Annotated in this window: 15 protein-coding genes; 9 read left to right on the top strand and 6 right to left on the bottom strand. The window is 66.2% G+C overall.

Translation table 11 applies throughout. The features are described from left to right. Positions 1-37 precede the first annotated feature (37 nt). The 8 genes from ccmE (at position 38) to SE92_RS12370 (ending at position 11,657) form a co-directional block, all read left to right on the top strand. Entirely contained in the window at positions 38-562 is a 525-nt protein-coding gene (gene ccmE, locus SE92_RS12405; RefSeq protein WP_063195957.1) for a cytochrome c maturation protein CcmE, read from the top strand. After that, the gene (locus tag SE92_RS12400) at positions 559-2,541 is read left to right on the top strand and encodes a heme lyase CcmF/NrfE family subunit (protein ID WP_063195956.1); all 1,983 of its coding nucleotides are present in this window, start codon (positions 559-561) and stop codon (positions 2,539-2,541) included. Before ccmE ends, SE92_RS12400 begins: the two co-directional genes overlap by 4 nt. Positions 2,542-2,545: 4 nt before the next feature. After that, positions 2,546-3,028, top strand: a complete 483-nt coding sequence (locus SE92_RS12395) for a cytochrome c-type biogenesis protein (RefSeq protein ID WP_063195955.1) — start codon at positions 2,546-2,548, stop codon at positions 3,026-3,028. Between the two features lie 127 nt (positions 3,029-3,155). Beyond that, complete coding sequence (locus SE92_RS12390) at positions 3,156-4,499, top strand: methyl-accepting chemotaxis protein (RefSeq protein ID WP_063195954.1); 1,344 nt, start codon at positions 3,156-3,158, stop codon at positions 4,497-4,499. 213 nt (positions 4,500-4,712) lie between these two features. Further along, positions 4,713-6,293 (top strand): Do family serine endopeptidase, encoded by a 1,581-nt coding sequence (locus tag SE92_RS12385; protein WP_063195953.1) that lies wholly within the window; start codon positions 4,713-4,715, stop codon positions 6,291-6,293. A gap of 273 nt (positions 6,294-6,566) precedes the next feature. After that, complete coding sequence (locus SE92_RS12380) at positions 6,567-7,247, top strand: response regulator transcription factor (RefSeq protein ID WP_063203486.1); 681 nt, start codon at positions 6,567-6,569, stop codon at positions 7,245-7,247. Next, on the top strand, positions 7,231-8,691 hold the full coding sequence (locus SE92_RS12375; RefSeq protein ID WP_063195952.1) for a sensor histidine kinase: 1,461 nt from the start codon (positions 7,231-7,233) through the stop codon (positions 8,689-8,691). Before SE92_RS12380 ends, SE92_RS12375 begins: the two co-directional genes overlap by 17 nt. Continuing rightward, positions 8,688-11,657, top strand: coding sequence for a bifunctional [glutamine synthetase] adenylyltransferase/[glutamine synthetase]-adenylyl-L-tyrosine phosphorylase (locus tag SE92_RS12370; RefSeq protein WP_063195951.1), 2,970 nt, complete (start codon positions 8,688-8,690; stop codon positions 11,655-11,657). The genes SE92_RS12375 and SE92_RS12370 overlap by 4 nt, the downstream gene beginning before the upstream one ends. Here the strand turns inward: SE92_RS12370 and SE92_RS12365 are convergent. From SE92_RS12365 to SE92_RS12345, 5 genes are read right to left on the bottom strand one after another with little or no spacing between them, the layout of a single operon-like run. Beyond that, complete coding sequence (locus SE92_RS12365; protein WP_063195950.1) at positions 11,632-11,862, bottom strand: formate dehydrogenase subunit delta; 231 nt, start codon at positions 11,860-11,862, stop codon at positions 11,632-11,634. The two genes, SE92_RS12370 and SE92_RS12365, sit on opposite strands and share 26 nt — an antisense overlap. Beyond that, positions 11,852-12,679 carry a formate dehydrogenase accessory sulfurtransferase FdhD gene (gene fdhD, locus SE92_RS12360; protein WP_063195949.1) on the bottom strand — a complete coding sequence of 276 codons (828 nt, stop codon included), beginning with the start codon at positions 12,677-12,679 and terminating at the stop codon, positions 11,852-11,854. The genes SE92_RS12365 and fdhD overlap by 11 nt, the downstream gene beginning before the upstream one ends. Positions 12,680-12,683: 4 nt before the next feature. After that, entirely contained in the window at positions 12,684-15,557 is a 2,874-nt protein-coding gene (gene fdhF / locus SE92_RS12355) for a formate dehydrogenase subunit alpha (RefSeq protein WP_063195948.1), read from the bottom strand. Between the two features lie 10 nt (positions 15,558-15,567). Then, entirely contained in the window at positions 15,568-17,124 is a 1,557-nt protein-coding gene (locus tag SE92_RS12350) for a formate dehydrogenase beta subunit (protein ID WP_063195947.1), read from the bottom strand. Then, complete coding sequence (locus SE92_RS12345; protein ID WP_063195946.1) at positions 17,121-17,597, bottom strand: formate dehydrogenase subunit gamma; 477 nt, start codon at positions 17,595-17,597, stop codon at positions 17,121-17,123. Before SE92_RS12345 ends, SE92_RS12350 begins: the two co-directional genes overlap by 4 nt. 224 nt (positions 17,598-17,821) lie before the next feature. Here SE92_RS12345 and SE92_RS12340 point away from each other — a divergent pair, with 224 nt between their 5' ends. Then, a complete protein-coding gene (locus tag SE92_RS12340) occupies positions 17,822-18,715 on the top strand; it encodes a LysR family transcriptional regulator (RefSeq protein WP_063195945.1) in 894 nt (297 codons plus the stop codon). A 3-nt stretch (positions 18,716-18,718) separates the two neighbouring features. On the opposite strand, the gene SE92_RS12335 is transcribed toward SE92_RS12340, so the two are convergent. Beyond that, on the bottom strand, positions 18,719-21,049 hold the full coding sequence (locus SE92_RS12335) for a PAS domain-containing sensor histidine kinase (protein WP_063195944.1): 2,331 nt from the start codon (positions 21,047-21,049) through the stop codon (positions 18,719-18,721). Between the last annotated feature and the right edge of the window lie 219 nt (positions 21,050-21,268).

Here is a 21,268-nt window from a genome sequence, read left to right as displayed (position 1 = left end):
CGATGTCGGGACGAGAGCAGCGGAGAACGGATACGCCATGACGCGCAAGCAGCGACGTATGACCATCATCGGCGGCTCGCTCGCCGTGCTCGCGCTCGCGGCCGCGCTGGTGCTCAACGCACTGCGCGACTCCATCGTGTTCTTCTCGACCCCGACCATGGTCGCCGAGAAGCACGTCGAGCCCGGCAAGCGGTTTCGTCTCGGTGGGCTGGTACAGCCCGGCTCGCTCCAGCGCGGCGACAATCTTGCGGTGACCTTCGAGGTCGCCGACGGCAACGCCAAGCTGCCGGTGGCCTACAAGGGCATCCTGCCCGACCTGTTCCGCGAAGGGCAGGGCGTCGTCGCCGAAGGCGCGCTCGACGCCAACGGCGTGTTCAAGGCCGATACCGTGCTTGCCAAGCACGACGAGACCTACATGCCCAAGGACGTCGCCGATGCTCTGAAGAAGCAGGGGCATTGGAAGGACGATTACGGCGGCAAGCCTGCTGGCAGCGACAAGACATCTGATGCGGGCAAGCCGGCGACGACCGCGCAAGGCAATCCGCTGGGAGCAGTGCGGTGATCGCAGAATCCGGACATTACGCGCTGGTGCTGGCGCTTGGGCTCGCACTGATCCAGTCGATCGTGCCGCTGATCGGCGCACGCCTGCGCGATGCCGCGCTCATGAACGTAGCGCGCTCCACCGCGCTGGCCCAACTCCTGTTTGTCGGCGCTTCATTCGTCGCGCTCGTGATGTTGCACGTGAACTCGGATTTCTCCGTCGCCAACGTCTACGAGAATTCCCACTCGATGAAGCCGCTGCTCTACAAGATCACCGGCGTGTGGGGAAACCATGAAGGCTCGATGCTGTTGTGGGTGTCGATCCTCGCACTGTTCGGCGGGCTGGTCGCCGCCTTCGGCAATAATCTGCCGCTGTCGCTGCGGGCGCATGTGCTGGCCGTGCAGGCCTGGGTCGCCAGCGCCTTCTACCTCTTCATCCTCGTGACCTCGAACCCGTTCCTGCGCATCGCGAACCCGCCGATCGAGGGACGCGATCTCAATCCGGTGCTCCAGGACATCGGGCTCGCTGTGCATCCGCCGATGCTCTATCTCGGCTATGTCGGCTTCTCGATCTCGTTCTCCTTCGCGATCGCGGCGCTGATGGAGGGCCGGATCGACGCGGCCTGGGCGCGCTGGGTGCGGCCATGGACGCTGGTGGCCTGGATCTTCCTGACGCTCGGCATCGCGATGGGCTCGTACTGGGCCTATTACGAGCTCGGCTGGGGCGGCTGGTGGTTCTGGGATCCGGTCGAGAACGCCTCGCTGATGCCGTGGCTCTCCGGCACCGCGCTGCTGCATTCGGCGCTGGTGATGGAGAAGCGCAACGCGCTGAAGGTCTGGACCATCCTGCTCTCGATCCTCACCTTCTCGCTGTCGCTGCTCGGCACCTTCCTGGTGCGTTCGGGCGTCATCACCTCGGTGCACGCCTTCGCCACCGATCCCACCCGCGGCGTGTTCATCCTGCTGATCCTCTGCCTGTTCATCGGCGGCAGCCTGTCGCTGTTCGCGGGCCGCGCCACCTCGTTGAAGCAGGGCGGCCTGTTCGCGCCGATCTCGCGCGAGGGCGCGTTGGTCCTGAACAATCTGCTGCTCACCGTCGCCTGCGCGGTCGTGCTGTTCGGCACGCTCTATCCGTTGGCGATGGAGATGCTCGCGGACTTCAAGATGTCGGTCGGCGCGCCCTTCTACAATCTCACCTTCGCGCCGCTGTTTGTCCTGCTCCTGCTTGCCGTGCCGTTCGGACCGATGCTGGCTTGGAAGCGCGGCGATCTGCTCGGCGTAACGCAGCGCCTGCTAGCTGCGGGCGTTACCGGGCTCGTGGCCGTTGCCATCGTCTGGGGCTGGGCGCGCGGCGGCAGTGCGCTGGCGCCGCTTGCGATCGGGCTTGGCGTCTTCGTCATCGCCGGCGCCGTCACCGATATCGTCGAACGCACCGGTCTCGTGCGGCTGCCGTTCGCGACGGTGCTGCACCGGGCACGCGGTCTGCCGCGCTCGGCCTGGGGCACCGCGTTCGCGCATGCCGGCCTCGGCGTGGCGCTGATCGGGATCGTCTGCGAGACCACCTGGAACAGCGAACATATCGCGACGATGAAGCAGAACGACGTTGCTCAGATCGCCGGCTTCGACGTCAAGCTCGATGGCTTGTTGCAGCGTCAAGGCCCGAATTTTCGCGAGATGATCGCCCAGTTCAACGTCAGCCGTGACGGCGAGACCCTCAGCGTCATGACGCCCTCCAAGCGCAGCTTCACCACCCGCGGCTCGTCGACCACCGAGGCCGCGCTGCTGACGCGCGGCGCCAGCCAGCTCTACATTTCGCTCGGCGACGCCAATGCCGAGGGCGCCATTGCCGTGCGCATCTACTACAAGCCGATGGTGCTCATGATCTGGTGGGGACCGGTGCTGATGGCGTTCGGCGGCGTGCTGTCGCTGTCAGACCGGCGCCTGCGGGTCGGTGCGCCGAAGCCGGCGCGGGCCAAGCAGCGCCTGCAGCCTGCGGAGTGATCCGATGCGCCGGATGATGGCCGCGTTCGCCCTGCTGACGCTGCTGGCTTGGCCTGCGGCGCATGCGGTGCAGCCCGACGAGATTATGTCGGACCCTGCCAAGGAAGCCCGTGCGCGCGAGCTGTCGCGCGAACTGCGCTGCATGGTCTGCCAGAACCAGTCGATCGACGATTCCGATGCGCCGCTGGCGCGCGATCTGCGGCTCCTGGTGCGTGAGCGCATCGGCGCCGGCGACAGCAACTCGCAGGTGCTCGACTTCTTGGTTGCCCGCTACGGCGAGTTCGTGCTGCTGAAGCCGCGCTTCGAGCGTCAGACTCTGGTGCTGTGGCTGCTCGGGCCGCTGCTGCTGATCGGGGGCGGACTGACGCTGTGGCTGCAAATCCGGCGTCGCGCGCAGAGCGGTGCGGACGTACCAGCGCCGCCGCTCACGCCCGATGAACAGGCGCGGCTCGCGGCCTTGATGTCGGACGAGGCCAAATCTCGTTAGTGCGGCGAAATCGTCCTGGTTACGTAGTGCTACGTAGGCCGCCGGCCCGCCGCCGCGCGGTTCATCGTATTTTGACCTTTGTCTGGAAGCTTGTCGCGAGCTTTGATTCCAGACTCCGAGTGCCCTGATGTTCGCGAACAGCAATCTGACGATCCGCTTCCTGGTCGGCGCAGTCGTCGCTGCATTATTGTTTCTGCTGGGCATCGGCGGCGGCACCGGCTTCATCGCGGTGCTCTATCTCAACAACGAGATCACCAGCCTGTCCTCGGACTTCGCCGCGCTGAGCGGCCCCGCGCGCGACCATGCGATGCAGATCTATCAGCAGGCGCAGACCGCGTTCTCCTACTTCCTGGCCGCCTGCGGCGTGATCGCCATCGTCGCCGTCGCGATCTGCCTCACCACCTGGTTCGCCGTGCGCAACGGCATCCTCAGCCCGCTGGCGGCGATCGTGCATGCCATGCGCGAGGTCGCCGACCAGAAATTCGAGACGCCGGTTCCGGGGCTCGGCCGCACCAACGAGATCGGCATGCTCGCCGGCGCGTTGGAGGTCTTCAAGACCAACGGAATCGAGCGGCGCCATCTCACCGAACGCCAGCTGCATGAAGCGCAGCACCAGGCCGAGCGATCGAAGTTCCTGGACGACCGGATCAAGCGCTTCAACGATCTCGTCGCAAGTGTCGTCGACAGCGTGGCGTCATCGGCCGTGCATCTGAAGAGCAATGCCGAGACGCTGTCGCGGACGGCCAACGACACCAGCACGAAGGCCAATGCGGTCGCGAGCGCGGCGAGCCAGGCCAGCGCCAGCGTGCAGACGGTCGCAGGCTCTGCGGGGGAGATGACGAATTCGATCGGCACGATCAGCCGCCGCGTCACGGATGCGACCCAGCGCGCCGAGGGCGCGGCGTCCCAGGCGGAGAAGAGCCGAGACACCATCCACACGCTGTCGGATGCCGCCGACAAGATCGGCGAGGTCGTGCAGCTCGTGCAGGCAATCGCATCGCAGACCAATCTGCTGGCGCTCAACGCCACCATCGAGGCGGCACGGGCTGGCGAAGCCGGCAAGGGCTTTGCCGTGGTCGCTTCCGAAGTGAAGAATCTGGCGCATCAGACCAGCAAGGCGACCGAGGAGATCACCTCCCATGTCGCCAGCATTCAAGGCATCACCGCGGAGACGCGCGGCGCGATCGACGGCATTTCCAAGACGCTATCGGAGATCTCGTCGATCATGTCCGGCATCGAGATCGACACCTCCCAGCAGCGCAACGCCACGCAGGAGATCACGCGTAGCGCCCAGGACGCAGCGCGCGGCACACTCGACGTCTCCAACCATATCGTCCAGATCACCTCGACCTCCGCAGAGACCGGCCGCATGGCCGCCGAGGCCAGGGATTCCGCGGTCGATCTGTCGCAGCAGGCCGAGACCCTGAAGCGCGAAGTCGACGAGTTCATCGTCAGCGTCAGAGCGAGCTGACAACCGCGCTTCTCCGGCGTTGCGGGAACTCGATTAAGTTCCTGTAAGACCACCATTTTTGTTCTGCGCTGAACTGCCGCATCCGCCGCGTCCCATCATTACGAAAGTTTAACCCCGCCGCCAGCGCACGGTAAGGCGGGAGCCCCCATCTTCAGGTCCGTAAGGTGCCACCGCCCGGCACCACATGGATTTCAAGGCCCTGGAGATCTCCGCATGAGCGACCGTATCGACCTCTCGAACCTTCCGTCCTATCGGCAGCCGCGCCGGTCGGTGTTCTCCGCGCGCAAATTCGCGCTGATGGCCTCGGTTGTCGCCGGTCTCGGCGCGGCCGTCTATGGCTTCAGCCCGTCGAGCTCGCCGGCCGATTTGTTCTCGAGCCCGGCACACGCGCAGGTCAACAATGAGGTCCGCAAGGTCGAGCGTCCGATCGGCTTCGCCGACATCGTCGAGCGCGTGAAGCCGTCGGTGATCTCGGTGAAGGTCAACATCAAGGAGAAGACCGCGAGCAACGACGACGGCGATGACGCCCAGTCGCCGTTCCAGCCGGGCTCGCCGATGGAGCGCTTCTTCCGCCGCTTCGGCGGTCCGGATGGCATTCCCGGCATGAGGGGCGGCGGCCGTGGCCGCGTCGTGCAGGGGCAGGGCTCCGGCTTCTTCATCTCGGCTGACGGCTATGCCGTGACCAACAACCACGTGGTCGACGGCGCCGACAAGGTCGAGGTCACCACCGACGACGGCAAGACCTACACCGCCAAAGTGATCGGCACCGACCAGCGCACCGACCTCGCCTTGATCAAGGTCGAGGGCAGCTCGAACTTCCCGTTCGCCAAACTCGCCGACGCCAAGCCGCGGATCGGCGACTGGGTGCTTGCGGTCGGCAATCCCTTCGGCCTCGGCGGCACCGTGACCGCGGGCATCGTTTCGGCGAGCGGCCGCGACATCGGCAATGGTCCGTATGACGATTTCATCCAGATCGACGCGCCCGTGAACAAGGGCAATTCCGGCGGTCCGGCCTTCGACACCAACGGCGAGGTGATGGGCGTCAACACCGCGATCTACTCGCCCTCCGGCGGCAGCGTCGGCATCGCGTTCTCGATTCCGGCGAGCACCGTCAAGAGCGTGGTCGCACAGCTCAAGGATAAGGGCTCGGTCAGCCGCGGCTGGATCGGTGTGCAGATTCAGCCCGTCACCTCCGACATCGCCGACAGCCTCGGCATGAAGAAGGCCGAAGGCGCGCTGGTGGCGGAGCCGCAGGCCAACGGCCCGGCTGCAAAGGCGGGCATCGAGTCCGGCGACGTCATCACCGCGGTCAACGGCGAAACGGTCAAGGATGCCCGCGAGCTTGCCCGCACCATCGGCGGCATGGCGCCCGGCGCGACCGTAAAGCTCAACGTGCTGCACAAGGGCCAGGACAAGGTCGTGAACATGACGCTCGGCCAGTTGCCGAACACGGTCGAGGCCAAAGCCGACAACGACAATGACAGCGGCAAGGGTGCCAGTAAGGGCACCGACGTGCCCAAGCTCGGCATGACCGTCGCGCCCGCCAATTCCGTGGCCGGTGCCGGCAAGGAAGGCGTCGTGGTCACCGAAGTCGACCCGAAGAGCGCCGCGGCCGAACGCGGCTTCAAGGAAGGCGACGTGATTCTCGAAGTCGGCGGCAAGAGCGTGGCGACCGCCGGCGACGTCCGCGAGGCCATCAATACGGCGCGGACCGACAACAAGAACAGCGTCCTGATGCGCGTGAAAAGCGGCGGCCAGTCGCGCTTCGTCGCGGTCCCCCTCGCCAAGGGCTGAGCCTTAAGGACGCTCTTGAGATGAAGGGTGTCGCCGGCATCAGTCGCCCCCGCCGCCGGCGCCCTTCGGGGAAGCAGCGTCATGTTCGCTTCCCCTGTCTACCTTCCGGTGGAATTACGCCCCCTCCGTCGGAAGGCCTAGGGCGGTGAAGTCCCCCCAGCTTCACCGCCCGCCTTTTTCTCGATGCCAGAGTCTCCCCCTCGGCTTGCATGCGATTGCCGCTCGCGCCATGTTTAGAGAAGGTTGACCTCCTTGACCGCCGCCGAACGCACGATGCGCCTCCTCATCATCGAAGACGACCGCGAATCCGCCGACTACCTCGTGAAGGCGTTTCGCGAAGTCGGACACATTGCCGACCACGCCGCCGACGGCGAGGAAGGCCTCGCCATGGCCGAGAACGGCGATTACGACGTGCTGGTGGTCGACCGCATGCTGCCCAAGCGCGACGGCCTGTCCGTGATCGGCGCGCTGCGCGACAAGGGCAACACCGCGCCGGTGCTGATTCTCTCGGCGCTCGGACAGGTCGACGACCGCATCAAGGGCCTGCGCGCCGGCGGCGACGATTATCTGCCAAAGCCCTATTCCTTCGCCGAGCTGCTGGCACGGGTCGAGGTGCTGTCGCGCCGCCGCGGCGGTCCCGCCGAGGACACGCTCTACCGCGTCGGCGATCTCGAGCTCGACCGGCTCTCCCATCGCGTGGCCCGCGGCAAGGACGAGCTGACACTGCAGCCGCGCGAATTCCGCCTGCTCGAATATCTCATGAAGCATGCCGGCCAGGTGGTGACGCGCACCATGCTGCTGGAGAACGTCTGGGACTATCATTTCGATCCGCAGACCAACGTGATCGACGTGCACATTTCGCGGCTGCGCTCCAAGATCGACAAGGGATTCGAGCGGCCGCTGCTGCACACGATCCGCGGCGCCGGGTACATGATCCGTGACGGCATTCGGTAAACTCGTCCGCACCACGGCATTCCGGCTGACGCTGGTCTATCTGCTGCTGTTCGCGATGTTCGCGGCCTCGCTGCTGGCCTATTTCGCCTGGAACACCCGGCGACTGATCACCGAGGAAATCACGCAGACGGTCAATGCCGAGACCTCGGAGATCTCCGAGATCTACGGCCGCCGCGGCCTGCGCGCCCTCGTGCTGGCGATCGAATATCGTGCGCTGCGGCCGGGCGCCAACCTCTACCTCGTGACGACGCCGACCGGGCAGGCGATCGCCGGCAATGTCGGCTCGCTGGCGCCCGGCGTGATGGCGACGCGCGGCTGGTCGGAGACCGCTTACCGTCGCATCGAGGATGCCGACGACCGCGACCATCGCGCCCTGGTGCGCGTCACTGAACTCGAGAACGGCTTCCGCCTGCTGATCGGCCGCGACCTTGCCGAGCGGCGGCGTCTGTTCGGCATCGTCGCCAAGGCGGCGCAATGGTCGGTCCTGATCGTCGTCGTGCTCGGCCTCGGTGGCGGCGTCTTCGTCGCGCGCCGCGTGCTCCGGCGCATCGACGCCATGACGGGGACGACCCAGCGCATCATGACCGGCGATCTCAGCGAGCGCCTGCCGGTCGGGCGCAGCGGCGACGAGCTCGATCGCCTCGCCGAAAATCTCAACGCCATGCTGGAGCGGATCGAGGCGCTGATGGCGGGGCTGAAGGAGGTCTCCGACAACATCGCCCATGATCTCAAGACGCCGCTGACGCGCCTGCGCAACCGTGCCGAGGAGGCGCTGGCGAAATCGGGCTGCGAGGCCGATTACCGCGCGGCGCTGGAGCGGACCATCGAGGAATCCGACGGCCTGATCCGCACCTTCAACGCACTGCTGATGATCGCGCGCGCCGAGTCCGGACAGGCGCGCGGAAACATGGACGATTTCGACGCTGCCGAGGTCGCAAACGGCATCCACGAGCTCTACGAGCCGCTCGCCGAGGACGACGGCATGACCTTGAATGTCAGGGCCGAGCCGACGCCTGTTCACGCCAACCGCGAATTGGTCAGCCAGGCGCTCGCCAATCTGGTCGAGAATGCGATCAAATATGGCAAGCCGGTCGCACAGACCGGCGGAACCGTGGTCAGCATGGACGCGCGGCCGATCACGATCGAGGCGCGGCGCGAGGGTGACCAGGTGCTGCTCAGCGTCACCGATCGCGGTCCCGGCATCCCCGAGGCCGACCGCAAGCATGCCGTCGAACGATTCGTGCGGCTGGAAGCCAGCCGCACCCTGCCGGGCTCCGGCCTCGGCCTCAGCCTCGCCTCGGCGGTCGCGACCTTGCATGGCGGTGAGTTGCGGCTCGGCGACGCCCAGCCCGGCCTCGTCGCCACGCTGGTGCTGCCGGCGCGCGTGGGCGCGGGCGACAGGGTTGCTCCACCAATACCGGATGTGCCACAGAAGGTGGCATGAACCACTCCGCGCCGGGAAACGCGGACAAGCATGGCGAGAGGCTGGCCGCGCGCTTTGCGGAAGCTCCCCATATTGCCGCTTCCACAACCGACGAACGACGTTTCGAGAGCTGGCTGAGCGAGCTCGAGCCGGCGCAATCGGCTCGTCTCGAAGCGCTGCTGGCTCATCCCTTCGCGCGGGACATCCTGTCCGGTATCGCGGAATTCTCGCCCTATCTGTTCGATCTGGTGCGCGCCGACGCCTTGCGCCTGCTCAGGCTGCTCGAATGCGATCCGGATGCGCATCTGACGGCGCTGATCGCGGACGCCAGGGTCGCGGTGCTCGCGGCCGTGGACGAGGCCGAGGTGATGCGGCTGCTTCGCCGCATGAAGGCTGAAGCTGCGCTCCTAACCGCCCTGTGCGACATCGGCGGAGTCTGGCCGGTGATGCGAGTGACGGCGGCGCTGACCGATGTCGCGGTGTCCTCGGTGCAGGCAGCGCTCCAATTCCTGCTGCGGCAGGAAGCCGCACGTGGCAAGATCCTGCCGCCCAATCCCGAGGCGCCCGAAGAGGGCTGCGGGTTGATCGTGCTCGCCATGGGCAAGATGGGCGCGGGCGAGCTGAACTATTCCAGCGACATCGATCTCATCGTGTTTTTCGATCCCGATGCGACGACGCTGGCGCCGGACATCGAGCCGCAGCCGTTCTTCGTCCGCGTGACGCAGGGCATGGCGCGCATCCTGCAGCAGCGCACCTATGACGGCTACGTGTTCCGCGTCGACCTGCGTCTGCGCCCCGATCCATCCTCGACCCAGGTGGCGATCTCGCGCGATGCCGCGCTGAACTATTACGAGCGGGAAGGGCGCACCTGGGAGCGCGCCGCGATGATCAAGGCGCGTGCCTGCGCCGGCGATGCCAAAGCAGGCGAGGCGCTGCTGGCCGAGATCGCGCCCTTCGTCTGGCGCAAGCATCTCGATTTCGCCGCGCTCGCCGACGTGCACGACATGAAGCGGCAGATGCAGACCTATCGCGGCCAGAGCGAGGTCGCGGTGGAGGGCCACAACGTCAAGGTCGGCCGCGGCGGTATCCGCGAGATCGAGTTTTTTGCCCAGACCCAGCAATTGATCGCCGGCGGCCGCCATCCGGAATTGCGGGTGCGGCCGACGCTCAGCGCGCTCGACATTCTCGCCTCGAGCAACTGGATCACCTCAGTTGCGCGCGACGAGCTGACCACGGCCTACGAATTCCTGCGCCGGGTCGAGCATCGCATTCAGATGATCGCCGACGAGCAGACCCATACGCTGCCCGAAGACAAGGACGCCGTCGAGCGCTTTGCGCGCTTCTTCGGCTATCCGGATCGCGAGGCCTTTGCCGGCGACCTTCTGCGGCAGCTCGAGATCGTGCAGGGGCATTACGAAAAGCTGTTCGAGGGCGACGATCCGACCGGGACGGCCAAGTTGCCGGCGCTCGACTACAGCGCAGGTCCGGACGATCCGCGCCTGCTCCAGCACCTCGCATCGCTCGGCTTCAAGAAGCCGGCCGCCGTGGCGCAGACCCTGCGTGACTGGGTCACCGGCGACTATCGCGTGTTCCGCAATGAGGCGACGCGGAATGCCTTCGTCGAATTCGTGCCGACCCTGATCGACGGACTTGCCCATGCCGAGGAGCCGGACCGCGCCGTCGTGGCGTTCGATCATTTCCTCGGTGCGCTCCAGCGCGGCGGCCGGCTGATCACGCTGCTCGGCCAGAACCGCGAGCTCGTCGCGCTGGTGGCGCTGGTGCTGGGCGCGGCGCCCCGGTTGGGGGAGATGCTGGCGCGGCAGCCGCAGCTGATGGACGGCCTGATCGATCCGCGCTTTTTCGGCGCCATGCCGGATCGGCAGGAACTGTCGGGACGGCTGGCTGCGACCGTGCAGGACGCCGGCTCCTACGAGGAGTTTCTCGATCGCCTGCGCCTGTTCGGGCAGGAGAGCCTGTTCCTGATCGGCACGCGGATCCTCTCCGGCACCGTCTCGGCGCAGCAGGCGAGCACGGCTTTCGCCGACGTTGCCGAAGGCATCGTCCACACCGTGCACGGCCTCGTCGCCGATCGCTTCGCTGCCCAGCACGGCCGCATCAAGGGCCAGGAAACCGCGATCATCGCGATGGGCCGGCTCGGCAGCCGCGAGATGACGGCCTCCTCCGATCTCGACCTGATCCTGCTCTACGATTTCGACAGCGACCATCCGGACTCCGATGGGCCGAAATCGCTGCAGGGCGCGCATTATTTTGCCCGCCTGACCCAGCGCCTGATCAGCGCGTTCACGACGCGCACCAATTACGGCGTGCTCTACGAGATCGACATGCGACTGCGGCCCTCGGGTCGCGCCGGTCCCGTGGCCTCGAGCCTGGTCTCGTTCGCGGACTACCAGGCCAACGAGGCATGGACCTGGGAGCACATGGCGCTGACACGTGCGCGCGTGGTGTCGGCTTCACCCGAATTCGGCCAGCGGATCGAACGCGTCATCCGCGACGTCCTGATCCGCCGCCGTGACCTCGCCATCACCGCCAACGACGTCGCCGACATGCGGCGCGCCATCGCCCAGGAGAAGGGCGAGGCCGATTGCTGGGATCTCAAATACGCCGCGGGCGGCATGGTCGACATCGACTTCATCGCGCAATATCTCCAGCTCGTGCACGCGCACGACAAGCCTGAGATCCTCGACGTCAGCACCCTGCAGGTGCTGGAGAACGCCTGCAGGCTCGGCGTGCTCCCGCAGTCGGAGACCGAGATCCTGCGTGCCGCCGCGCGGCTCTATCACGACCTGACGCAGATCCTGCGGCTGTGCGTCAGCGACGGCTTCAAGCCGGAAACCGCCGGCACCGATCTTCAGCGCGTGATGGCGCGCGCCGGCGACGCGCCGGACTTCTCCTCGCTGGAGGCGCGCGTGAAGGAGACCCAGAGCGAGGTGCGGCGCGTGTTCAGGGCGCTGTTGGAAGGGACGTAGCCTTCAACGAGCTGAGCGCTTCGCGCACGTTCGGCTCCAGGCCCGTGCCGCCGGCATCGAGATGGGCGAAGATGGCGCGCTTCATCCGGGGATCCCAGAACTTCTTGATGTGCTCGGCAATTCCCGGCACGGCCTTGTCGTGGCCCTGGCTCCGGAAGAACGTACCGATCTGGTTGGCCATGTAGATCAGGCGGTCAGGCGACATCGGCAACCTCCGTGGCATGGCGAGCCACGATCCGGCTGCCGTGCGTGAATATCTCGAATCCGTCCTGCCGCGCGATCGCGATCAGCGTGATGCCGGCGGCCTCCGCGGTACGCACCGCGAGGGCGGTGGGCGCGGATACCGCGATCATCACCGGCGCGCCGATCGCGGCGGCCTTCTGCACCATCTCGACCGAGACGCGGCTGGTCAACAGCACCATGCCGCCGCGCGCTTCGTTGCGGCTGCGCGCCAGGGCGCCCGCGAGCTTGTCCAGTGCGTTGTGGCGGCCGACGTCCTCGCGCAACGCGACGATGTTGCCGGAAGGGGACCAGAACGCAGCAGCGTGAACGGCGCGAGTCTGCAGATTGATCGATTGCAGCGGCGCCATGGCCTGCATCGCCATCATGATCTGGTCAGGCGTGAAGGTCTGTCCGTGCGGCACGACCGCCGCGGGGCGCACGGCCTCGGCGATGGACTCGATACCGCAGATGCCGCAGCCAGTGGGTCCCGCGACGTGGCGGCGGCGCTCGTTGATGAGGGCGGCATCCTCCGCCGCCAGCCACATCCTCAGCTCGATGCCGTCGTCGAGGCGAACGATCTCGAGCGACTTGATGTCGTCAACCGACTTGATGACGCCTTCGTCCAGGCTGAAGCCGACGGCAAAATCTTCCAGGTTCTGCGGCGTCCCCATCATGACGGCATAGGTGCCGCCATTATAGGTCAGCGCCAGCGGCGTCTCCTCCGGGATCAGCCGCGTGCCTTCGGACGCGACGCCGTCGCGCCAGATCTCGCGGTCGATGGCCTGGACGGGGACGTGCATACGGTTACTCCGCAGCCTCGGCCGGCGCGATGCGGCGCGATTGGCGCGCCTGCGCGTCATAGGCCTTCTGCCAGTCGGACGGGCCGTTCGAGGGCGACACCTGCACCGCCGTGACCTTGTATTCGGGGCAATTGGTCGCCCAGTCCGAATAGTCCGTCGTGATGACGTTGGCCTGCGTGTCCGGATGGTGGAAGGTGGTGTAGACCACGCCGGGCGCGACACGGTCGGTGATCTCCGCGCGCAGCGTGGTCTCACCGGCGCGGCTCTTCAGCCGCACCCAGTCGCCGTCGCGCACGCCGCGCTGCTCGGCATCGTGTGGATGGATCTCGAGGCGATCCTCCGCATGCCAGACCACGTTCTCGGTGCGCCGCGTCTGCGCGCCGACATTATACTGGCTGAGGATGCGACCCGTGGTGAGCAGCAGGGGATAGCGCGGGCCGGTGCGCTCGTCGGTCGCGACATATTCGGTCACGACGAACTTGCCCTTGCCCCGAACGAAACCGTCGATATGCATCACCGGCGTGCCTTCGGGCGCCTTCTCGTTGCAGGGCCACTGCACCGAGCCGAGCTGATCCAGCTTGGCGTAGGAGACGCCGGCGAAGGTCGGCGTCAGCGCCGCGATCTCGTCCATGATCTCCGAGGGGTGGCTGTAGTTCATCTCGAAACCCATCGCCTTGGCGAGGCCGATGGTGACCTCCCAGTCGGCCATGCCGTTCTTCGGTGTCATCACCTTGCGCACACGCTGGATGCGGCGCTCGGCGTTGGTGAAGGTGCCGTCCTTCTCGAGGAAGCTCGAGCCGGGCAGGAAGACGTGGGCGTAGTTCGCGGTCTCGTTGAGGAAGAGGTCGTGAACGATGACGCATTCCATCGCCGACAGCGCCGCCACGACGTGGCTGGTGTTGGGGTCGGACTGCAGGATGTCCTCGCCCTGCACGTAGATCCCCATGAAGGTGCCTTCGACCGCGGCATCGAACATGTTGGGAATGCGCAGGCCCGGCTCGGGGTTGAGCTTGACGTTCCACAGCGCCTCGAACTGGTCGCGCACGGCATCGCCGGAGATGTGGCGGTAGCCGGGCAGCTCGTGCGGGAACGAGCCCATGTCGCAGGAGCCCTGCACGTTGTTCTGGCCGCGCAGCGGGTTCACGCCGACGCCGGGACGGCCGATATTGCCGGTCGCCATCGCAAGGTTCGCGATCGCGATCACTGTGGTCGAGCCCTGGCTGTGCTCGGTGACGCCGAGCCCGTAATAGATCGCGCCATTGCCGCCGGTGGCGTAGGTGCGGGCCGCTTCGCGCAGATCCTTCGGGTTGACGCCGGTGAGGATCGCGGTCGCCTCAGGACTGTTGTTCGGCTGGGCGACGAAGGCCGCCCATTCCTCGAACTCGCTCCAGTCGCAGCGCTCGCGCACGAAGGCTTCGTTGACGAGGCCTTCGGTGACGATGACATGCGCCAGCGCGGTCATGACCGCGACGTTGGTGCCGGGCATCAAAGGCAGGTGCAGCGCCTTCACATGCGGCGATTCCACCATCTCGGTGCGGCGCGGATCGATCACGATCAGCTTGGCGCCCTGGCGCAGCCGCTTCTTCAGCCGCGAGGCGAACACGGGGTGAGCGGAAGCCGGGTTGGCGCCGATGACGACGACGACATCGGTGTCCTCGACCGAGTCAAAATCCTGCGTACCGGCGGAGGTGCCGAAGGTCGTGGCAAGGCCATAGCCGGTGGGGGAGTGGCAGACGCGGGCGCAGGTGTCGACATTGTTGTTGCCGAAGCCCGCGCGGATCAGCTTCTGCACCAGATAGGTCTCCTCGTTGGTGCACCGGGACGAGGTGATACCGCCGATGGCGTCGCGGCCGTACTTCTTCTGGATGCCGCGCATTCTGGCCGCGGCGAACGAGAACGCCTCGTCCCAGGACACTTCCTTCCAGGGATCCTCGATCCGCTCGCGGATCATCGGCTTGAGGATGCGCTCCTTGTGGTTGGTATAGCCCCAGGCGAAGCGGCCCTTGACGCAGGAATGGCCGCGATTGGCCTTGCCGTCCTTGTAGGGCACCATGCGCACCACTTCCTCGCCGCGCATCTCTGCCTTGAAGGCGCAGCCGACGCCGCAATAGGCGCAGGTGGTGACGACGGAATGCTCGGGCTGGCCGATCTCGATCACGGATTTCTCCGTCAGCGTCGCGGTCGGGCAGGCCTGCACGCAGGCGCCGCAGGAGACGCATTCGGAGCCGAGGAAGCTCTCGCTCATGCCCGGGGAGACGCGGCTATCGAATCCGCGGCCGGAGATCGTCAGCGCGAAGGTGCCTTGCACCTCTTCGCAAGCACGGACGCAGCGCGAGCAGACGATGCACTTGGAAGGATCGTAGGTGAAGTACGGGTTGGATTCGTCCTTCGGCATCCACTGGTCGTTGTCGCAGCCATGGGATTTGACGAAGACGTGGTTCTCACCCTCATAGCCGTAGCGCACGTCGCGCAAGCCCACGGCGCCGGCCATGTCCTGCAACTCGCAATCGCCGTTGGCGCCGCAAGTGAGGCAGTCGAGCGGATGGTCGGAGATGTAGAGCTCCATCACGCCCTTGCGCAGCTTCTTCAGCCGCTCGGTCTGGGTGTGTACGACGAGGCCGTTCATGACCGGCGTAGTGCAGGAGGCCGGTGTGCCGGCGCGGCCCTCGATCTCGACGAGGCAGAGCCGGCAGGAGCCGAACGCGTCGACCATGTCGGTCGCGCACAGCTTCGGGATCTGGTGGCCCGCGTCCATCGCTGCCCGCATGATCGAGGTGCCCTCGGGCACCGTGACCTGGTTTCCGTCAATGGTGAGTGTCACCATCGTTTCCGACTTCGAGCGCGGCGTGCCGTAGTCGATTTCTTCGATCAGAGACATCGTCGTTCTCCTATTCCGCGGCCTGAAGCGTGGTCGGCGCCGGGATGAAGTCCTCCCGGAAGTGCTTCAATGCGCTGAGCACGGGGTAGGGCGTGAAGCCGCCGAGTGCGCAGAGCGAGCCGAATTTCATGGTGCTGCAGAGATCCTCGACCAGCGCGAGGTTCTCGTGAACGCGCTCGCCGTTGATGATCTTCTCGATGGTCTCGACGCCGCGGGTCGAGCCGATCCGGCACGGCGTGCACTTGCCGCAGGATTCGATCGCGCAGAACTCCATGGCGAAGCGGGCCTGCTTGCGCATGTCGACGCTGTCGTCGAACACGACGATGCCGCCATGGCCGATCAGGCCGTCGCGCGCGGCGAAGGCCTCGTAGTCGAACGGCGTGTCGAACAGGGCACGGGGGAAATAGGCCCCGAGCGGGCCGCCGACCTGCACGGCGCGAACCGGGCGACCGGTCAACGTGCCGCCGCCGATGTCGTCGACGAGTTCGCCGAGCGTTACACCGAAGGCGGTCTCGAACAGGCCGCCATGGCGGAGATTTCCGGCCAGCTGGATTGGCATCGTGCCGCGCGAGCGGCCCATGCCGTAATCCGCGTAGGTCTTGGCACCCTCGGCGAGGATGAAGGGGATGGCGGCCAGCGACAGGATGTTATTGATGGCGGTCGGCTTGCCGAACAGGCCGTAATGCGCCGGCAGCGGCGGCTTGGCGCGCACGATTCCGCGGCGGCCTTCGAGGCTCTCCAGCAGCGCGGTCTCCTCGCCGCAGACATAGGCGCCGGCACCGACGCGCACTTCGAGATCGAAGCTGCAGCTCGAGCCGCCGACGTTGCTTCCGAGATAGCCGCCGCGCCGCGCCTCCAGGATGGCGGCGTTCATTGCCTCGATGGCATGCGGATATTCACTGCGGGTGTAGATGTATCCCTTGGTCGCGCCGACGGTGATGCCGGCGATGGTCATGCCCTCGATCACCAGGAAGGGATCGCCTTCCATGATCATGCGGTCGGCGAAGGTGCCGCTGTCGCCCTCGTCGGCATTGCAGACGATGAACTTGCGGTCGGCCTTGGCCTGGGCGACCGTCTTCCACTTGATGCCGGTTGGGAAGCCCGCGCCGCCGCGGCCGCGCAGGCCCGACGCCGTGACTTCGTTCAGGATGGCATCCGAGCCGAGCGACAGCGCACGCTCCAGGCCTTTGTAGCCGCCATGGGCGCGGTAGTCGTCGAGCGAGCGCGGATCGATCACGCCGCAGCGGGCGAATGTGAGACGGGTCTGGCGCTTCAGCCAGGGAATCTCGTCGGTTGCCCCCAGCCGCAACACATGCGGCGTGTTGCTGGCGAGCGCGTCGAGCAGCGAGGGCACGTCGGCTTCCGTGACCGGACCGAAGGCGATCCGGCCTTGCGGTGTCGCCACCTCGACCAGCGGCTCGAGCCAATACATCCCGCGCGAGCCGGTCCTGACGATCTCGATCGCCACATCACGCTTCGCGGCGGCCTGCTCCAGCGCCAGGGCAACGTCGTCGGCGCCGACGGCGACTGCGCCGGCGTCACGTGAGACAAACAGACGCAAGCTCATCGCTGGGCCTCCGCAACGAGGGCATCGAGGCGCTTCTGATCGAGCCGGCCGATCAGGCGGCCGTCGAGCATCGCCGACGGAGCGGTCGCGCACAGGCCGAGGCAATAGATCGGCTCCAGCGTGACGCGATCGTCGGGCGTGGTGTTGCCTAGCAACACGCCGAGCTTTGCTTCGGCGTGCGCCGCCAGCGCATCGCCGCCCGCGGCCTGGCAGGCCTCCGCGCGGCACAGCTTCAGCACGTGGCGGCCGGCCGGCTTGTGGCGGAAGTCATGATAGAACGTGAACACGCCATGCACTTCGGCGCGAGACAGATTGAGCGCTTGCGCCACCATGGGAATGGCCGCCTCCGGCACGTAGCCGAACGCCTCCTGTAGGGCATGCAGGATGACCAGCGTCGCGCCCTCTTGGTTGGCATGTTCGCCGATGATCTCAGCGCCGCGCGTCTCGTTCCAAGGCTCAAAAACCGCTGTCATTCTTCGTTCTCAACCAGAGCGTTTCCTCAGGCCAAACTAGTTGGAATCATTCGAAGATCAATAAAGCCGTCCCGTGCTGCGATTGCGAATTCCGATCGATTTGCAACCGCGATCGATCGATACGGAATGCTGATGAAAGTTGTATCGGCTGCCGGTTTTTGCGTGTTGGTGCAGGCCCGGCATGCTAGCTTGCGTGCCACAACAGAATTCGAGGGGACGACCGGTTGATCGACAAGCTTGAACTGCTGCTGGCGCTGGCGAAGGAGCGTCATTTTGGACGCGCTGCGGAGGTCTGCGGCGTGACGCAACCGACGATGTCGACCGGGCTCAAGCAGCTCGAGGAGATCCTCGGCGTGATGCTGGTCCAGCGCGGGTCGCGTTTCCAGGGCTTTACGCCAGAAGGCGAGCGCGCGCTCGACTGGGCGCGGCGGATCGTGGGCGATGCGCGCGCGATGCGCGAGGAGATCAACGGGCTGAAGCACCAGCTCTCCGGCGAGATCCGCATTGCGGCGATCCCGACAGTGCTCGGCATGGTCGCCGCGCTGACGACGCCGTTTCGCGCAAGGCACCCCGAGGTGCGTTTCCGCATCCAGTCGACCACCTCGTCGGAGGTGCTGGGTCTGCTGGAAAATCTCGAGGTCGATGCGGGGCTGACCTATATCGAGAACGAGCCGATCGGCAAGGTGCGCACCATTCCGCTCTACAACGAGAGCTATCGTCTGCTGACCGCGCCGGACGCGATGTTCGGTGACCGCGAGACGGTGACGTGGAAGGAGGTCGGGCAGGTGCCGCTCTGCCTGCTGACGCCCGACATGCAGAACCGCCGCATCATCGACCGCGCGCTGCGCTCGGTCGGCGCCGAGGCGACGCCGACACTGACCTCGAATTCGCTGCTGGTGCTGTTCACCCATGTCAAGACGGGACGCTGGGCGAGCGTAATGCCGGCCAAGCTCGCCGAGACGCTCGGCCTGTCCGACACGGTGCGCTCGATCCCGATCGTCGATCCCGACGTCAACTACAGCATCGGCATGGTGATCCCGCAGCGCGATCCGATGACGCCGCTGATCGCGGCGCTGGTCAACGTCGCGCGCGAAGTGGCGCCGTCGTTGCAGCTGTAGGCTTCAAGCCGCGGCCGAGATCCCGGACGCCGCCTTGATCGCGTCGCGTGGCAGGGTGACGCGGACGACGGTGCCGACTTCGAGCTTGGAGCGCAGCCGCATCGACCCGCCATGGAGCTGCGCCAGCGAGCGGGCGATGGCAAGGCCGAGGCCCGAGCCGTGATAGGTCTTGGTGAGCTGGCTCTCGACCTGCTCGAACGGGCGGCCGAGCCGTGTCAGTGAATGCGGCGCGATGCCGATGCCGGTGTCGGCGATCATCAGCACGATCCTGTCGTCGAGCTGCCGGCTGCGCACCACGATGCGGCCGCCGTCGGGCGTGAACTTTACGGCGTTGGAGAGCAGATTGACGATGATCTGCTTGGTGGCGCGGCGGTCGGCGACGACGGAAATGGATTTTGCGATGTCGGCGTCGAGTGTCAGGTGCTTGTCCTGAGCCCGGCCGGTGACGACCCGCAAGGATTCCGCCAGCGTCTGCGCCAGGTCGAGCTCTTCCATGTCGAGCTTCATGCGGCCGGCCTCGATCTTGGACATGTCGAGGATGTCGTTGATGACCTCGAGCAGATAGTGGCCGCTGGTCAGGATGTCCTGGCAGTATTCCTGATACTTTTCGCTGCCGAGCTCGCCGAACATGCCCGAGCCCATGATCTCGGAGAAGCCGATGATGGCATTGAGCGGCGTGCGCAGCTCGTGGCTCATATTGGCGAGGAACTTCGACTTGGTCTGGTTGGCTTCCTCGGCGCGGGTCTTCTCGCGCTGGTACTTCTCGGCGAGATCGGCGAGCTCGACGGCCTGGCGCTCCAGCGCGGCCTGCGAACGCTTCAGGTCGATGACGGTCGCGCGCAGGCGCAGATCGTTGTCGACCAGCTTCTGCTCATGCTCCTTGATCCGGGTGATGTCGGTACCGACCGAAACGTAGCCGCCGTCCTTGGTGCGGCGCTCGCTGATGTGCAGCCAGCTGCCGTCGTCGAGCTGCGCCTCGAAGGTGCGCGCGCCGGGGCCTTGGGCAGCGGTCTCGTTGTGGCGGGTGCGCACCTCCGGCATGCGGCCGACCTCGAGCACGGTCTCGTAGGAGGTGCCGGGGATGACGGCGGTGTCGGGCAGCTTGTGCAGGCGCTGGAAGTGCGAGTTGCAGAGCACCAGGCGGTCGCTCGCATCCCACAGCACGAAGGCTTCCGGAATCGTTTCGATCGCGTCGCGCAGGCGAAGGTCGGCTTCGACGGTGCGCTCGGCGAGGCTCTTCTGCTCGGTGATGTCGACGGCGATCCCGATCAGGTGCACGCTGGAATCGGTCGCCCCGCGCGTTTTCTCGCAGCGGACGCGGAGCCAGATCCAATGACCGTCGACATGCTGCATGCGGAAGGTCTGGTCGATGTGGTCGATCTTCTCGGAGATGAGCTGGTCGGCGATCGCGAACAGGTCGATGTCGTCGGACTTCACCAGCGCGTTGACCTCGCCGAAAGTGAGGAGCTCGTGGCGGCCGTCGAGGCCGAGCATCGAGAACATCGATTGCGACCAGAAGATCCGGCCGCGCGACAGGTCCCAGTCCCAGAGGCCGCAGCGGCCGCGGTTGAGCGCGGTGTCGATGCGGCCGCGCACGGCGTCGTTGATGAGATCGCCCTCGCGGGCGCGGGTGGACTGCCAGTGGAAGGCGAAGCCGAGGATCAGGACGACGAAGCCCGTCGTCGCCGACAGCGTCACCGAGAGCGCGGCGTCCGAGCCCCAGATCGGCTCATTGCGTTCCTGGATCACGGTGACGAAGCCGGGCAGCGACTTGATCTGCCGCGAGGTCGCCATCGCGGCGTTGCCGCTCGGCAGCGTCATGTCGGAGATGTTGCCGTCGCGCGTCGGTGCGGCGAGCAATTGCGCCGTGGTGATGGCATCGAGCAGGCGATCGTTGCCCGCGGGGTCGCTGTCGACCGGGATGCGGGCGAGGACGCGGCGCTCGATGCCGGCCGAGGTGACGATGACGTGGCGGCCCGTGGCCGTGCCCCAGGTCGGGATCAGGTCGGGCAGCACTGTCGGCAGGCTCTCGATGTTCCTGAGCCGCTCCTGCCGCACCGAGGTGAGACGGTCGATGCGTTCGGCGAGCAGATCGGCGAGCGCGGAGATGTCGTGGCGGATCACCAGCCGCTTCTGGCGCGTCTGGTCGACGACCTGCACGAATGCGCCGAGGCAGATCGTGATCAGGAACGCGATGATCAGCGTCGGCACGGCGCGACGAAGCGCCGGCTCTGCGATCAAGAGCCGATGATAGGCAGGTTTCGCGATCGATTGCGCCAATCCTTTGATCGAATCGGATTGGACGCACGCGTTCGCGGCGTCTGCACGCGACATGCCTTCGGCCCCCTGAAAACCAGCTTGCAACTGAAGTCCGGAAGCAGCCCCACATCGCTTCCGAATCACAGCGATTTGAATCCAGTTTTCGCGGGCTGTCGAGAGTCAACGAATCGTTAACGCGAATTTATTCTTATCCAGCGCGCAATTTGCGCATCGTGCGTCCGCAAACCTACGTCCGCCAGGAGTCCGAAACGAGAACGTGTGACTCCTCGCACA

The sequence above is a fragment of the Bradyrhizobium sp. AT1 genome, from assembly GCF_001590795.1.
Classification (GTDB): domain Bacteria; phylum Pseudomonadota; class Alphaproteobacteria; order Rhizobiales; family Xanthobacteraceae; genus Bradyrhizobium.
The sequence above is the reverse complement of the archived record's forward strand: the minus strand, read 5'-3'. Positions and strand labels throughout refer to the sequence as shown.